12 protein-coding genes and 1 riboswitch are annotated in these 14,725 nt (G+C 74.5%); of the genes, 8 read left to right on the top strand and 4 right to left on the bottom strand.

Annotated features, from left to right (window positions below; all coding sequences use genetic code 11):
* Window positions 1–17 precede the first annotated feature (17 nt).
* The gene (locus CGE01nite_RS07825) at window positions 18–1,151 is read left to right on the top strand and encodes an LLM class flavin-dependent oxidoreductase (protein ID WP_229747497.1); all 1,134 of its coding nucleotides are present in this window, start codon (window positions 18–20) and stop codon (window positions 1,149–1,151) included.
* On the opposite strand, the gene CGE01nite_RS07820 is transcribed toward CGE01nite_RS07825, so the two are convergent.
* The 4 genes from CGE01nite_RS07820 to CGE01nite_RS07805 all read right to left on the bottom strand — a co-directional run bounded on the left by CGE01nite_RS07820 (window position 1,118) and on the right by CGE01nite_RS07805 (window position 4,157).
* Window positions 1,118–1,717: a flavin reductase family protein gene (locus CGE01nite_RS07820; RefSeq protein ID WP_082156259.1), complete on the bottom strand. Its 600-nt coding sequence runs from the start codon at window positions 1,715–1,717 to the stop codon at window positions 1,118–1,120. The two genes, CGE01nite_RS07825 and CGE01nite_RS07820, sit on opposite strands and share 34 nt — an antisense overlap.
* Complete coding sequence (locus CGE01nite_RS07815) at window positions 1,714–2,298, bottom strand: NAD(P)H-dependent oxidoreductase (RefSeq protein WP_141370065.1); 585 nt, start codon at window positions 2,296–2,298, stop codon at window positions 1,714–1,716. Before CGE01nite_RS07815 ends, CGE01nite_RS07820 begins: the two co-directional genes overlap by 4 nt.
* A 24-nt stretch (window positions 2,299–2,322) precedes the next feature.
* Window positions 2,323–2,431: riboswitch (SAM riboswitch) on the bottom strand.
* A gap of 81 nt (window positions 2,432–2,512) precedes the next feature.
* Complete coding sequence (locus CGE01nite_RS07810; protein WP_141370063.1) at window positions 2,513–3,439, bottom strand: hypothetical protein; 927 nt, start codon at window positions 3,437–3,439, stop codon at window positions 2,513–2,515.
* A gap of 13 nt (window positions 3,440–3,452) precedes the next feature.
* On the bottom strand, window positions 3,453–4,157 hold the full coding sequence (locus CGE01nite_RS07805; RefSeq protein ID WP_141370061.1) for a hypothetical protein: 705 nt from the start codon (window positions 4,155–4,157) through the stop codon (window positions 3,453–3,455).
* 197 nt (window positions 4,158–4,354) lie between these two features.
* Here CGE01nite_RS07805 and gdhA point away from each other — a divergent pair, with 197 nt between their 5' ends.
* The 7 genes from gdhA (at window position 4,355) to CGE01nite_RS07770 (ending at window position 14,507) form a co-directional block, all read left to right on the top strand.
* A complete protein-coding gene (gene gdhA / locus CGE01nite_RS07800) occupies window positions 4,355–5,689 on the top strand; it encodes an NADP-specific glutamate dehydrogenase (RefSeq protein WP_048342371.1) in 1,335 nt (444 codons plus the stop codon).
* Window positions 5,690–5,820: 131 nt separating this feature from the next.
* A complete protein-coding gene (locus tag CGE01nite_RS07795; RefSeq protein ID WP_141370059.1) occupies window positions 5,821–6,855 on the top strand; it encodes a glycoside hydrolase family 6 protein in 1,035 nt (344 codons plus the stop codon).
* Between the two features lie 91 nt (window positions 6,856–6,946).
* Window positions 6,947–8,722 carry a carboxypeptidase-like regulatory domain-containing protein gene (locus CGE01nite_RS07790; protein ID WP_141370057.1) on the top strand — a complete coding sequence of 592 codons (1,776 nt, stop codon included), beginning with the start codon at window positions 6,947–6,949 and terminating at the stop codon, window positions 8,720–8,722.
* Between the two features lie 153 nt (window positions 8,723–8,875).
* On the top strand, window positions 8,876–10,636 hold the full coding sequence (locus CGE01nite_RS07785) for a carboxypeptidase-like regulatory domain-containing protein (RefSeq protein ID WP_141370055.1): 1,761 nt from the start codon (window positions 8,876–8,878) through the stop codon (window positions 10,634–10,636).
* A 25-nt stretch (window positions 10,637–10,661) separates the two neighbouring features.
* A complete protein-coding gene (locus tag CGE01nite_RS07780) occupies window positions 10,662–12,770 on the top strand; it encodes an O-antigen ligase family protein (protein WP_229747512.1) in 2,109 nt (702 codons plus the stop codon).
* 148 nt (window positions 12,771–12,918) lie between these two features.
* Entirely contained in the window at window positions 12,919–14,025 is a 1,107-nt protein-coding gene (rsgA, locus tag CGE01nite_RS07775) for a ribosome small subunit-dependent GTPase A (RefSeq protein WP_170210918.1), read from the top strand.
* 110 nt (window positions 14,026–14,135) lie between these two features.
* Window positions 14,136–14,507 carry a sterol carrier family protein gene (locus tag CGE01nite_RS07770; RefSeq protein ID WP_048344017.1) on the top strand — a complete coding sequence of 124 codons (372 nt, stop codon included), beginning with the start codon at window positions 14,136–14,138 and terminating at the stop codon, window positions 14,505–14,507.
* Window positions 14,508–14,725: the final 218 nt, after the last annotated feature.

Below are 14,725 nucleotides of genomic sequence, written 5' to 3'. Positions count from 1 at the left end.
GGCCGCCGCTGTCAGGGGTGCACTGGTTCCTGCCGACCTCGGGCGACGCGCGGGGCATCCTCGGGGGCTTCCACGCCAAGGACTCGCGCGGGCACGCCGCGGGCTACCGCGCGCCGAGCCTGGAGTACCTCACGCAGGTGGCGCAGGCCGCGGACTCGCTCGGGTACGACGCGGTCCTGACGCCCACGGGCACGTGGTGCGAGGACGCCTGGGTGGTCACCGCGGCGCTCGCCGCCGTGACGCAGCGCCTGCGCTTCCTCGTCGCGCTCCGGCCCGGGCTGGTCTCCCCGACGCTCGCGGCGCAGACCGCCGCGACGTTCCAGCGGCTGTCCGGCGGACGCCTGCTGCTCAACGTCGTGACGGGCGGTGACGAGGTCGAGATGCAACGGTTCGGCGACTGGCTCGGCCACGACGACCGGTACGCGCGCTGCCACGAGTTCCTCGACGTGGTGCGCGGCGTGTGGGACTCCTCGCCGTTCTCCTACTCCGGCGAGCACTTCCGCGTCGCGGGCGGGGCCGTCCCCGTCGCGCCCGAGCCGCGGCCGGAGATCTACTTCGGGGGCTCGTCGTCGGCCGCGCTGCCCGTGGCGGCGGCGCACGCGGACGTCTACCTGACGTGGGGTGAGCCTCCCGCGCAGGCCCGGGCGAAGATCGACGAGGTGCGCGCGCTCGCGGCGGCGCGCGGCCGCGACGTGCGGTTCGGCGTGCGGCTGCACGTGATCACGCGCGACCGCTCGTCGGGCGCGTGGGACGTCGCCCAGCGCTGGCTCGACGACCTCGACCCCGCGTCGATCGCGCAGGCTCAGCGGGGTCTGTCCGCGTCGGGTTCGGTGGGCCAGCAGCGCATGGTGGCGCTGCACGGCGCGGGCGCGCTCGCGGACAGCCGCGACGCACGCGCGCTCGAGGTCCATCCCGGGTTGTGGGCAGGCATCGGGCTCGTGCGAGGCGGCGCGGGAACCGCGCTCGTGGGCAGTCACGAGGAGGTCGCGGACCTGGTCGCGGAGTACCACGCGGCGGGCTTCGACGAGCTCGTCCTGTCCGGCTACCCGCACCTCGAGGAGGCGTACTGGTTCGCCGAGGGCGTCCGCCCCCTCCTCGAGGCGCGTGGCGTGACCCGTCAGATCGCGGAGTGCCCGCCGATCCGGTGGTAGGTCCGGTCGTGGTAGACCAGCGGCGACGCGGCCTCCAGTCCCGTGCGGTGCGCGCTCTCCGGTTCGACGTGCACGCTCGAGGAGATCGCCTCGACCGAGACGAGGTGGCTCGACCCGACGGCCGTGCGCTGCACGACCCGGCCCCGCACCCACGCGAGCGCGCCGTCGATCACGGGCTCGCCGGTCTCCAGAGCGCTCCAGCCGCCTGCCGCGAACCGGTCGATGCCGCTCGTCGCGAACCGTGCCGAGACGTCGTCCTGGTGGTCGGCGAGGAAGCTCAGCGTGAGCGTGACGGCCCGCTCGACGGCGGGCCAGGAGGACGACGACGACGCGAGCGAGAACGCGAGCAGCGGCGGCTGCGCGGACACCGAGATCACCGACGTCGCGGTGAAGCCGACGGGCCGGCCGTCCTCGTCGCGCAGCGCGACCACGACCACCCCCGCGGGGTGGCCGCGGAACACGGCCTTGTACTCCTCGGGTGACAGACGCGGCGTCGGCGCGGCGCAGGACGTGCCGGACGTGCCGGACGTCCCCGAGCGCGGCCCGACGACGGGCTCGGCGGTCATCGGGCCGCCGCCGCGAGCTCGTGGGCCTCGACGCCCGAGGGGCGGGTGTCCCGTGCGGCACCCAGCGAGCGCCGTAGCGCCTCGCCCCCGCGCGCGAGCCACGCGTCGACCACGGGGGACAGGTCGGACAGGTCCGCCTCGGTGATGCTGAGCGAGCGGGTCGGCGCGACCGCGCCGAGCTCGACGAGCACGGGCCGTAGGTGCACCTCCCCGACCAGCGCGTGGGCGGGGGTCCCGGACACGACGAGCGGCACGACGACGACGCCGGCCAGGCCGTCGGGCCCGTACAGGTCGAGGAACGCCTTGAGCAGCCCGGTGTAGGAGGCCTTGTAGACGGGCGTCGCGACGACCGCGACGTCGGCACCGGCCAGTGCGGTGCGGGCCGCGTCGGCCCGGGGGTGGTCGGCGGTGAGGATCTCGTCGGCGAACGCGGCCAGGTCGATCGGTGCGGCGACCTGCCCGTCGACGTGTGCCGCGATCGCCGCGGCGACCTGCCGGGCCGCGCCCAGCGTGCGCGATCCCTCGCGCGGGTTGCCCGACACCACCACCACGGTGGGTCGGGGCGTGGCCTGCGTGCTCATGTGGGTGCCCCTCGCATTCCTCGTCCGTCACGGTTGCCGACCCCAAGGGCCGGCCCGGTCTCCCCCGGGAGCACCCCGTCGTGACCGGGGTTGCCGACCAGCGAGCCGGGGCTTGGCGCTGGTTCTCGTGACCTGGCAGAGGGGTATAGCAGCGGCGTCGCAAATGCGTACCGAATAAGTCGGAAATCTCGTCAGCTGGACGGGTGCCGGAGGCTCACGAGGCGTCGGCGGGGGGCAGGTTCACGAACTGGAACTGCCACTGCGCGGGCAGGTCCCGAGGCACCATCACGGTCGTCGCGCCCGCGTCCCACGACGACGGGACCAGGAACATCGCGTCGGGCCCCTGCACCAGCAGGCGCAGCCCGCGATGCCGCCAGCGGGGCGCCTGGGCAGCCACGCACCCTTCGTCGGGCGCAGGCGTGACGCCGTCGTCGGGGTCGTCGTCGTGCACGCACAGGTCCTCGACGGCGATCGTCGTGTCCGATAGGCGCAGCGGCGTCGTCGTGTCCAGCACGACGAGCGGGAGCTCGTCGAGCTCGCGCGCGGTCTGCTGCGCGAACCCGACCCCCGCCCAGCCCGCCGTGATCGAGACCACCCACAGCACGCCGGCCACCACGAGCACCCACAGCCCGGCGACCACCCCTGCGGGCCGCTCCCGCACGTAGCGCAACGCGCCCGCGGTCGCCGCCGCGCCCACCGCGATCACCGCCGCCGCGACCAGCGGCAGCCACACCCACGACCCCCACCACGCGTACGCCAGCAGGAGCAGGACCCCCGCGCCGAGCACGCCGGACCCCGCGAGCACGGCCGCCCGCGCGCGGTCCGCGAGCCGCTGCGCACCCTCCGGCGTCGCGCGTAGGTGCCGCGCCCGCACCTCGAGCCGCGAGTGCACCGTGGCGACGGTGACGAACAGCGTCGTCAGCACGACGAGCGGCACCGCCAGCGACTTCGGCGAGCGCATGACGAACTCGCGCGGCGACAGGCCGATCGTGTCCACGTCGAGCCCGAAGTACCAGAGCTCGGACCGTGTGAACGCGTACCCGTAGTAGAAGAGGAACGCCGAGACGAACGTCGCGGGCGCGACGAACTGCGTCACGACCGTGAACCACGGGGGCAGCACGCGCCGCGGCTCGTCGGTCATCGCTGCGCGGGGCTCATGGCTGGCCCTCGTCCACGGTGGGCTCGGTGGTCGGCGTCTGCAGCTGCTCGCGCTGGCTCTCGTCGACGAGCGGGAGCGGGGTGCCGGGCGACGCGAGCATGGTCTCGGCGGCGTGCGTGCAGTCGTCGTCGCTCACCTCGGCGGCGCAGCGCAGCGACCCGTGCGCCGCGATCGTCGCGTCCAGGTCGAGGTGCTCGGGGTCTCGCGGCACGGCGGAGATGCGGCACCCCTGCGGTGGCAGGTCGACGTCGACGCACACCGCGCCGGTCGCCTGGTCGCCGCACGCGTCCTGGTCCCAGATCCAGTCGCCGGCGATCACGAGCTCGTCGACGTGGAACGTGATCCCGTCCGCGAGGTCGAGGCCCACCAGCCCGCCGTTCCAGAACAGCGACCCGCACGAGGCCGTGCCGTCGAAGGTCGCGAAGCCGTCCACGGGCGGCGCGGTGGTGACCACGGGCTGTCGGCCCGGCGGCTCCTGCGGCTGCTCGCCGCCGCGCGTGCTCGTCGTCGCAGGCTCGCCGGTCGTAGTGCTCCGGGTGGACGCCTGGTCGTCGGGTGCGCTCGTCGGCTCGTCGGGCGGCCCCGCGCACGCCGCCACGACGACGAGGCCCGCGAGCAGGGCCCACACGCGCCGGGCCCGTCCCCGGGGCGTGGTCGAGCGCTGCCGGACCGTGGCCGGCGGTGCCGGGTTCGGTCGCATCGCCCCTCCCGTGCGTCGGTGGGCTCGTCGTCTGCTCGGAAGGTGGCCCGGGGTCGCCCGCGTGATACTGGACACGTCCGCCACGGGGTGCTGGCACCCCGGTGTCCACAGGGCGGTAGTCCCGCACGGGCGTGGGCGGTCGTGGTTAGCCTGATCGCGTCCTTCACCCGGTACGCGGAGCAGAGCGGAGCCGAATCATGCAGGTGCAGCTGGAGCGCGCCCGCGAGCAAGTGCTCGCGCGCAACGCCGGTGAGCGCGAGTTCCACCAGGCGGTCAACGAGGTGTTCGAGAGCCTCGGGCCCGTCCTCGTCCGCAACCCCGACTACGCCGACGCCGCCGTCCTGGAGCGGCTGTGCGAGCCCGAGCGGCAGATCATCTTCCGCGTGCCGTGGGTCGACGACGCCGGGGACGTGCAGATCAACCGCGGGTTCCGCGTCGAGTTCAACTCCGCGCTCGGCCCGTACAAGGGCGGCCTGCGCTTCCACCCGTCGGTCTACCTGGGCATCGTGAAGTTCCTGGGCTTCGAGCAGGTCTTCAAGAACGCGCTCACGGGCATGCCGATCGGCGGCGGCAAGGGCGGGTCGGACTTCGACCCGCGCGGCAAGTCCGACGGCGAGGTCATGCGCTTCTGCCAGTCGTTCATGACCGAGCTGTACCGCCACATCGGCGAGTACACCGACGTCCCCGCGGGCGACATCGGCGTGGGCGGTCGTGAGATCGGCTACCTGTTCGGCCAGTACAAGCGCATCACCAACCGCTACGAGTCGGGCGTGCTCACGGGCAAGGGCCTGACCTGGGGCGGCTCGCTGGTCCGCAAGGAGGCGACCGGCTACGGCACCGTCATCTTCGCCGAGCGCATGCTCGGCACGATCGGCGAGTCGTTCGACGGCCGCCGGGTCGTCGTCTCCGGCGCGGGCAACGTCGCGCTCTACGCGATCGAGAAGGCCCAGCAGCTCGGCGCGAAGGTCGTCGCGTGCTCGGACTCGTCGGGCTACGTGCTCGACGAGAAGGGCATCGACCTCGACCTGCTGCGCCAGGTGCGCGAGGTCGAGCGCGGGCGCGTCTCGGACTACGCCGAGCGCCGCGGAGCCGTGTACGTCGCGGGTCGTCGCGTGTGGGAGGTCGGGGCGCACGTCGCGCTGCCGTGCGCCACGCAGAACGAGCTGGACGACGACGACGCGCGCACCCTCGTCGCGTCGGGCGTGAAGGTCGTCGCCGAGGGCGCCAACATGCCGACGACGCCCAAGGCGATGACGCTGCTGCAGGAGGCGGGCGTGATGTTCGCGCCCGGCAAGGCGGCCAACGCCGGTGGTGTGGCGACGTCCGCGCTCGAGATGCAGCAGAACGCGAGCCGTGACTCGTGGTCGTTCGAGCACACCGAGGAGCGCCTCGCCACGATCATGGGCGACATCCACGACCGCTGCCTGGCCACGGCCGACGAGTACGGCGTGCCCGGCTCGTACGTCGCGGGCGCCAACATCGCGGGCTTCGTCCGCGTGGCCGACGCGATGCTGGCCCTCGGCCTGGTCTGACCCCGGCTGGGCCGAGCCCGTCCGGGCGCGACCTGAGCTGAGCAGCCACGAAGGCGGCGAGGAGCACATCCTCGCCGCCTTCGTCGTGTCTGCGCCCGGACACCGCCGTCCCCGCGGCAGGATCAGGCGCCATGAGATCCGTGCGCCGCGCAGCGGCCCTCGTCGCGCTCGCCGTGCTGCTCGCCGCGTGCAGCGCGACCGACGGCAAGACGACCCCGCCGCCCTCGTCGTCGGACGACCCGGCTCCGCCCGCGACCGAGGCCGCCGAGACACCTGAGGCGACCACGACCTCGTCGGCCGCGGACCGGGCGCCCGACGCGGCCGGGCCGGGCACGCTCTACCTCGCGCCGGGCTCGCAGGCCGCCGCGGCATGGCAGGCGGCGACGGGCGAGGAGAAGGCGCTGCTCGCGCGGATCGCGCAGCAGCCGCAGGCGACGTGGATCGGCGACTGGGTCGACGCCGCCACCGCGCGCGACCAGGTCGCGGCGCTCACCGCGGGCGCGCTCGAGGCCGACCAGGTCGCGGTGCTCGTCCTGTACGCGATCCCGGGACGGGACTGCGGCCTGCACTCGGCGGGCGGCGTCGAGACGAGCGAGTACGCGGCGTGGGTCGAGACCGTGGCGAGCGGGATCCAGGGGTCGCCGATCGTCGTGCTCGAGCCGGACGCGCTCGCGCAGCTCGGGGACTGCGACGGTCAGGGCGACCGCGCGGGCTTCCTGGCGCACGCGGCACGCGTGCTCGACGAGGCCGGCGCCCGCGTCTACCTCGACGCGGGCAACTCGGGCTGGCACCCGGCCGCTGAGACGGCGCGGCGGATCGAGCTCGTCGGCACGCAGCACCTCGCGGGCTTCGCACTCAACACGTCGAACTACTGGACCACCGCCGACTCGCGCGCGTACGGCGAGCAGGTCTCTGCGGCGCTCGACGGGCTGCGGTTCGTCGTCGACACCTCCCGCAACGGCAACGGGAGCAACGGCGAGTGGTGCAACCCGCGCGGCCGTGCGCTGGGCGAGGCGCCGCGCCTCGTCGACGACGGCACCGCGCTCGACGCGCTGCTGTGGGTCAAGTCGCCGGGCGAGTCCGACGGAGCGTGCAACGGCGGACCCGCGGCGGGCGCGTGGTGGCAGGAGATCGCCCTCGAGCTGGCCCGCAACGCAACCGGGTGACGCCGGGAGCAACCTCGCCCCCGTGCGGTCGCGGCGCTGCTAGCGTGCCGTCGCCGACGGGGTGCTCCCGCCGCGACGCCCAGGGGGGACGATGAGGTTCGGACGTGTGCTCGCGGCGACGGCAGCGGCGGTGGTCGCCGCAGCAGGACTCCTCCCGCCGGCGTCCGCGGGCGAGCCCGCGGCGGCGTCGGTGCACGTCGTGCTCACCGGCAAGGCGCTGTACCCCGACGGCAAGCCCGTCGCCAGGGTGAGCGTCCTCAACCTTCCGTCCTCGACGTACGTGAGCCTGCTCGAGAGAGGGTCGATCGCGAGCACCGTGCCGGACGCGAGCGGCCGGTACCGGTTCGAGCTCGACGTCGAGAAGGGCACGCGGCTCGTCGTCCGGGCGCGCACGACGTCCCACGACGCCGGGAAGTACCACGACGTGTACGTCGGCTCGGGCACGGCCGCCAAGGCGACCTACCTACTCGTCGACCCGGTCGTCGCGGCCGAGGGTGAGCGCGCGCTCGCGACCGCGCGCCTCCAGCGCACCGGCACGGTCACGCTGACCACGTCCGTCCCGGTGCAGTGCGGCATCCTGCAGCGCGTCAACGGCGAGGAGCTGTCGAAGCAGTGCGTGCAGACGCCGCGCAGGACGTTCACGTTCCGCGGGCTCGCCTCGGGCCGCTACTCGCTCACGGCGCGCTGGGACAGCCGGGTCATGTCCACGCAGCGGCTCACCGTGAAGGTGCGGTCCGGCGAGACGACGAAGGCGAACCTGGAGATGGAGCCGTCGCGCTCGATCACGGGCGTCGTCCGCAACGGTTCCGGCAACCCGCTCAGAGGCGTCGCGGTCTGGGGCTACGACACCACCGGTAGCGGCTCGCTGCTGCGCGGCGTCACCGACGCGAACGGCCGCTATCGGTTCCGCGGGCTCACGTCCGGCACGTACGTCGTCGACTACTCCGGCGCCTCCGGCACATCGGACGCGGTGCGCAAGTACGCGACCGTGACCACCACCGTGAAGGCCGGCGGCGCGGGCACCACCGTCAAGCTGAACCGGACGATGGCGCTCGGTGGCTCGGTCCGCGCGACGATCACGCCCTCGAGCAGCGAGACCAACGTCTACCTGCGGGTTTTCGACGCCACGGGTGCGTACGTCGCCGAGTCCTCGGGCTGGGCCGAGTCCGGTGCCGCCCCGACCGTCGTCGTGCGGGGACTCAAGCCCGGGTCGTACTCGGCGGTCGTGCAGAACGACTCGGGCACGTGGCTGCGCCGCTCCTTCGTGGTCGCGGCCGGGAAGGTCAGCACGCTCGGTTCGCTCAAGCCCACGCAGGCCCCCGCCACGCTCACGGGCAAGGTCGCGGGGTCCGGGAAGCGGGACATCTCCCTCGCGTACGCCAAGGGCGTGGGCTGGGCGGGCGGCGCCCAGGTCGGGTGGGGAGCGAGCACGTACACGATCTCCGGACTGGTCCCGGGGACGTACGTCGCTCAGGTCCGGGCGTCCACCGGCTCCGGTGACTACGAGGGCAAGCGCGTCACCGTCACCGTCGGCACGGGGACGACGACGGTCGACCTCGCCAAGGCGACGACCGTCGTGCGCACCCGCTCCGAGGTGACCACGAGGTTCTCTTTCCGGGGCACGCCCATCCAGGGGGTCGCGGTGGGCCGCCGCGGTGACGAGTTCTGGCACTGCGGCTTCAGCTCGTCGACCGGCCGCGGCTGCGCCCTCTGGCCGGGGCAGGGTTGGTCGAAGAGCGTGGTCCACACGCAGTACTTCTTCGAGTGGAGCACGCCGTACTACTTCCCGGTGAAGTCCCCGACGACGATCCGGTCGGCGTCCGACCTGCGCAGCGTCACGCTCGGCGAGGTCGCCGGCGGGCTCTGACGAGGAGGGCGCGACGAGGGCCGTGACCTAGGACTGCGATGGCCGACGAGGCCTCCTCGGCCGAATGGGTGAAGTCGGGCCCAGTCCCGGATGGAGCTGCGGGCGTGGTCGATACGTTCCTCTCGCCTCTCCCCTCACGGAAACGGAGTCCCGGTGCGACGCCGATCTCGTCTCGCTCTCGCTCTCACCACGGCGCTCGTCGCCGCAGGCCTGGCCGTCCCGGCCGCCGCGGCCACGACCGTCACCACGTCCTTCACCGGTACCGCGGTGCTGCAGGGGACTGGCGCGCACGCGAGTCGGGTGGAGGTGCTCGTCGCGTCGTCGACCGCGCACCTGGCGCCCGACACCATGGTCGTGAGCAGCGAGTGGGTGAACTCGGACGGGACGTTCTCCGTCGACGCCGAGACGGCGCCGGGCGCCAAGGTCTACCTGCGCGTGCACTCGGGGACGTCTGAGCACGTGGACGAGCTCGTCGTGGGCGCCGACGGGGCCACCGCCCTGAGCTACCTGCAGCTCGCGCCGATCGTGGCTGGCGGCGGCACGGTGACCCTGCCGACGACGCGCGTGCCCGGGTACGCGACGGTGCGCTACACCGCGTCGCGAGCGGTCGCGTGCGCCCGGCTGCTGCGTCTCGACGGCTCGCTCGTCTCCGAGGAGTGCAGCTCGTACGGCACCACCTCCACGACGTTCACGTTCACACAGGTCGTGCCCGGCAGGTACAAGGTGCAGCCCCGCTGGTGGACCGGGGCCACGAACGCCGCGGGCTCCGCCGTCTCCCTGACGGCCGCACCCGGCACGACGACGCGCGTGAGCTCGACGGTCTCCACCCCCGCGGTCCTCGCCGGGACGGTGACCAACGCGTCCGGCAAGGCCGTTCCCGGGGTCGCGGTCTACGCGGTCAGGGGTGACTCGGTGACGAGCACGATGACGAGCACGAAGGGACGGTACGAGTTCCGCGGACTGAAGGCGGGGACGTACGAGGTCGAGTACAGCGGCGCGTCCGGCTCGTCCACGACGGCCGCCAAGTACCGCACGACGAGCACCACGGCCAAGGTCTCCTCGGGGACGACGCGTACGGTCAACCGCACGCTCGCGGTCGGGGCGTCGATCAAGGCGACGGTCGCTCACGCGGGCACGGGGCTCATCAGCGTGACGGCGGTGGACGCGAGCGGGAAGACCGTGGGCCAGACCTCGTCGTACCGAACCGGTGCCGGCGAGGAGAAGGTGACGCTGCAGGGCCTGCCGAAGGGCACGTACACGCTCACGGTCGTCGACGAGGGCCGGCACCGGTACGTCACGAAGACCGTCAAGGCGAAGACGGGTGCGTGGGTCTCGGCCGGGACCCTCAAGCCGGCCAAGCGGACCGTGACGCTGACCGGGACCGTCGCGGGGGCGACGTCGGGATCTGTCATGGCGCTGGGCCCCGGCTCGCGTATCCAGGTGGATGACTCGGACATCTCGACCACGGGGCGCTACGAGCTCACGAACCTCGTGCCCGGGACGTACGACGTCGATGTCGTCGTGTTCGGGTCCAGGGGCATGTACGGCTACCGCACGCCGCGCACGGTCACGGTGCCCGCCACGAAGACCCTCGCCCTTCCCCGACCGGTACTCGTCATCGAGTCGCCGACCAGGGTCAGCGCGACGGTGACGTACCAGGGCCTGCCGATCGAGCGCGTCGAGCTCTCCGACACGACCAACCGCGGCGCCCTGGTGTCGGAGTCCAGCAACGCCCAGGGGAAGCTGAACGTGTACTGGGAGCGCACGCCGGTCACGGTGTCGGCGACTGGTGGGTGGGACTCGCTGCTCGGCGGTCATCTCTCGCCGCTCTACCTCAAGGTCGTCTCGCCGACGTCGGTGTCCAGCGCCGCCGACCTCAAGACCATCTCGCTCTCGGGTGTGGGTGGCGCCTGACGCGGACCCGTACGGTGTGCGCGTGATGCGCGTCTCGCCACGCTCGGCCCTGGACCGGGGACGACCGTCCGGCACCGTCCGGACCGTTGTCCCCGGTCCTGCGCGCTGGGCGGTCGTGCTGGTCGCCGCGGTGGCCGTCGCGTGGCTGCCCGGCGGGATGTTCCCGTTCGTGCTGCCCAAGCTCGCCGTCGTGCTCGTCGGCGTGGTGCTGGCCGCGTGCGCCCCCGCGCGCGGTGCGCTGCCGCGCGGCGTCGGCGCGCTCCTCGCGGCGGGGGGCGGCTGGCTCGTCGTCTCCGCGCTCGCGGGCGAGTCCCCGGCCACCGGACTGGTCGGGGCGTTCGGGAGATACGAGGGCGTGCTCGCGCTCGGGTCGTACGCGGGGGCGCTGTGGGTAGGCGCGCGGCTGCTGTCCGACGACGAGCACGGGCGTACCGCGGGCGCGTGGACGACCCTCGACCGTGCCTGTGCGGCCGCGGCGCTGCTCGTCGCCGCCGGCGCCCTGCTCGAGGCCGGTGGACTGCGCCCGTTCGCCGGTGAGGCCGACGAGCGTGTCGGCTCGCTGCTGGGCAACGCGACCGACATGGGCGCGGTCGCCGCGCTCCTCGCCCTCGTGCTCGTGCGTCCCGCGCTCGCGCTGATCCCGCCCGCGACCGCCGGTCGCCCGACGCCCGGGGCGCGCGGTCGCGCGCCGGGCGACGCCTGGCTCGCCGGTGCGGGACTGCTCGCCGCGGTGTGCGCGGTGGTGCTGTCCGGCTCGCGCGCGGCGCTGCTGGCACTCGTGGGCGGTGCGCTCGTCGCGGGCGTCGCCGGCACCTGGCTGCAGCGCGGCGCCTCGCCGTCCGACGAGCGCCGGTGGCACGCGAGTGCCGGGCGCGTGGGGTGGAGCGGTCGTCCGTCTGGCGTGCGCGCGGTGCTTGTCGCGGTGTGTGCGGTCGGGGTGCTGGGCGCGCTCGCCGTCCCGACGACCGCCGCGCGCTTGCTCGGCGGCGACGCGGCCGCAACGGCATCGGTGTCAGGGCGCGTGCTGATCTGGCAGCGCACGCTCGAGCTGGCCGGCGACCACCCGTGGCTCGGGGTCGGCCCCAGCGGTTACGCGCACGCGATCCTCGCGCTCACCGACGAGCGCTGGGCGCGCGACGTCGGCTTCACGCACCCGCTCGACTCGCCGCACGCGTGGCCGCTGCAGGTGCTCGTCGTGGGCGGCGTGCCCTTCGCGCTCCTGGCTGCGGCGCTGCTCGTCGTGCTGGCGCGTGCGTGGTGGCGCCGCGCGAAGGCGACCGCCGACCCCTGGCGCCACGCGCTCGCGACGGGAGGCGTCGTCGCGGTGGGCCTCGCGCTCCTCACCCATGTGACCGGAGCGGCCACGCTGTGCCTCGCGCTCCTGCTCGTGGGCGCCCTCACCGCCGGTCCGCCGCGCGCGGTGCCGGCCGCCGCGCGGACGGCACCCGCTCCCGGCGCCTCGCCGGCGAGCGGCTCCGCGGCCAGCCTGCGGGCGGCACGACGCGGGGTCGCGACCGCCGGCGGACGGGACGTCGCTGCCACGTCGCCGGGCGGCCGGCTTGCCGGCGATCGGGTCGTGCGGTGGGCGTGGGGGATCGCGGCCGGGGCGCTCGCGTTCGTCGCGCTCGTCGGGGCCCGTGCCGAGTGGCCGCTGCGTGCCGCGCACGACGCGGCCGCGCGCGGGGACGCCGAGGCCTACTCCACTGCCTGCGACTCCGCGCGCACCCTGCGTGCGTGGGACCGTGCGGTCCCGTCGATCTGCGCTCAGGACGCCGCCGCTGCGCTCGACGCTCGACTCGGCGCCGAGCCGGCCGCCGAGTCCGACGTGCCCCTCGTCGCGGCGGCGACCGAGATGGCGGACCGGGCGCTGGCCACCGACCCGCACGACCGGGGAGCGCTCGGTGCTCGCGCCGTGCTCCGCCAGGCGGCCGACGACCTGGACGGCGCGCTCGCCGACGTCGAGCGGGTCCTGACGCTCACCCCCGACGACCCGGCGGCCCTGCTGCGGGCCGGCGCGCTGCGGGCCTGGTCGGGTGACGTCGACGGCGCGGTGGCCGACTTCGAGCACGTCCTGCGCATCGACCCGGGCGACGAGCGGGCCCGGACGAACCTGGCGATCCTCACCACCGGCTGACCTCATCCCCGGCGCGCGCGGCGAGGTCGTCAGCCCTGCGGCGGGTCGTCAGGTGGCACCGACGACATCGTGTGGACCTGACGATCTCGGCGGCGAGGGGCTCAGAAATCGGTGGAGGGGGGCGGCCGGGGCGGCCTAGCGTCGGGGCGTGACTTCTGGCCAGTGGCGCGTCGTGCGCGCCGAGCGGACCGCGGTGCTCGTCGTACCCGCCGGTCCGTCCGGTGACCCCGGTGACGTCCGCGGGGGCGCGACCGAGGCAGCGCACGCGCACCTCGCGGGCGACGGCCTCGCGGGTGGTGACGCCCGCGCGAGCTCGCCCGAGCCACTGCCCGCCGGCCTTGCCCGGGACGGGCTCGCGGACTCCGACGAGGGCCGGACGGCCGTGGCCGTGGGTGACCTCGTCGAGCTGGATCCTGAGTCCGGGCTCGTCGCGACGGTGCTGCCGCGCCGCTCGGCGCTCGTGCGCGACACCGCGGGCCGCACGTCGCACGTGCAGGTGCTCGCCGCGAACGTCGACGTCGTGCTCGTCGTCGAGCACCTCGACCCGGACCCGGACCTCGGGCGCGTCGAGCGGCTCCTGACCCTCGCGTGGCGCTCGGGCGCGCAGCCCGTCGTCGTCCTCACCAAGGCCGACCTGGTCCCCGACCCGCACGGCATGGCTCAGGACGTCGCTGCGGCGGCGCTCGCGGTCGACGTGCACGCCGTCTCCGCTGCGACGGGGGAGGGCCTCGACCCGGTGCGCGCGCTGCTCGGTCCCGGGGTCACGCTCGTCGTCGTCGGGCCCTCCGGTGCGGGCAAGTCGACGCTCGTCAACGCGCTCGCGGGCCGCGAGATCATGGCCACCGGTGAGCGCAGGCAGGACGGGCGCGGACGGCACACGACGACGCACCGCGAGCTCGTCCCGCTGCCGAGCGGTGCGATGCTCATCGACACCCCGGGCCTGAGGGCCGTGGGCCTCGTGGCCGACGCCGACGCGCTCGACCACACCTTCGCGGACGTCGCCGAGCTCGCGGCCCGCTGCAAGTTCGCCGACTGCTCGCACGTGAGCGAGCCGGGTTGCGCGGTCCTCGCCGCGCTCGACCGCGGCGAGCTCGACCAGCGCCGCTTCGCGAGCTGGCGCAAGCTCGAGCGCGAGGCCGCCTACCAGGAGCGCCGGGTCGACGCGCGTCTGGCTGCTCCCGAGAAGGCGCGCTGGAAGCGCATCACGCAGGAGTACCACCGCGGCCATCGAGGTGCGGGCGCTCCACGCCCCTGACCCGGTGCCGATGCGCTGCCGCGCCCGCTCTCGCGGGGGTGGAGCACCGCTCGTGGTGGGGCGGGTGCGGCAGGACGGTGCCCCGCCCGTGCGCGGGGGAGAATCGAGCCGTGCCACCTCGTCGTCGTACCGATCCTGCCGCGGGCCGCGCGGCGCTCGCGGCATGGCGTGCGGACCCGTCGTCCGTCGTCGACCGCCGGACCGCCGTGCGGTTCACGCTCGAGGAGCTCGCGGACGTCGCGCCCGGGAACTCGGTCGAGGTGCGGGTCCCGCCGGACGGTGCCGTGCAGGCCGTCGCCGGGCCGCGCCACACGCGCGGCACGCCGCCCAACGTCGTCGAGACCGACCCGCAGACCTGGCTCGAGCTCGCCACCGGCGCACTCACGTGGCCGGACGCGCTCGCGTCGGGCCGCGTGCACGCCTCGGGCGAGCGCGCAGACCTCGCCGACTGGCTCCCCCTCCAAGCCACCCGCCCCCGCTGACCACCGCAGCGCCCCGCCCCGCCCGCTGCGCGCACGCCCGCGCCGACCCCGGTGCCCCGTCGGTGCAGCGATGAATGCAGGTGGGGTGGCCAGACCGTGCACGCCGCCTGCATTCATGGCTGCATCGACGTGGGTGGGGGGCGGGAGTGGGTGGGCGGGACTCTTGTCCCGGCAAATGCTGACCGAGTGGTAAGAAACTTGGCGGAGGCGCCGGCGCC

It is taken from the genome of Cellulomonas gelida (assembly GCF_006538725.1).
Taxonomy (GTDB): Bacteria; Actinomycetota; Actinomycetes; order Actinomycetales; family Cellulomonadaceae; genus Cellulomonas; species Cellulomonas gelida.
Note: the sequence above shows the minus strand (reverse complement) of the source record. Positions and strands in the feature narration are given on the sequence as shown.

Coding starts and splice junctions, on each gene's coding strand:
- CGE01nite_RS07820 (WP_082156259.1), bottom strand. CDS start 1,717: ATGACCGCCGAGCCCGTCGTCGGGCCGCGCTCGGGGACGTCCGGCACG.
- CGE01nite_RS07815 (WP_141370065.1), bottom strand. CDS start 2,298: ATGAGCACGCAGGCCACGCCCCGACCCACCGTGGTGGTGGTGTCGGGC.
- CGE01nite_RS07810 (WP_141370063.1), bottom strand. CDS start 3,439: ATGACCGACGAGCCGCGGCGCGTGCTGCCCCCGTGGTTCACGGTCGTG.
- CGE01nite_RS07805 (WP_141370061.1), bottom strand. CDS start 4,157: ATGCGACCGAACCCGGCACCGCCGGCCACGGTCCGGCAGCGCTCGACC.
- gdhA (WP_048342371.1), top strand. CDS start 4,355: ATGCAGGTGCAGCTGGAGCGCGCCCGCGAGCAAGTGCTCGCGCGCAAC.
- CGE01nite_RS07795 (WP_141370059.1), top strand. CDS start 5,821: ATGAGATCCGTGCGCCGCGCAGCGGCCCTCGTCGCGCTCGCCGTGCTG.
- CGE01nite_RS07790 (WP_141370057.1), top strand. CDS start 6,947: ATGAGGTTCGGACGTGTGCTCGCGGCGACGGCAGCGGCGGTGGTCGCC.
- CGE01nite_RS07780 (WP_229747512.1), top strand. CDS start 10,662: ATGCGCGTCTCGCCACGCTCGGCCCTGGACCGGGGACGACCGTCCGGC.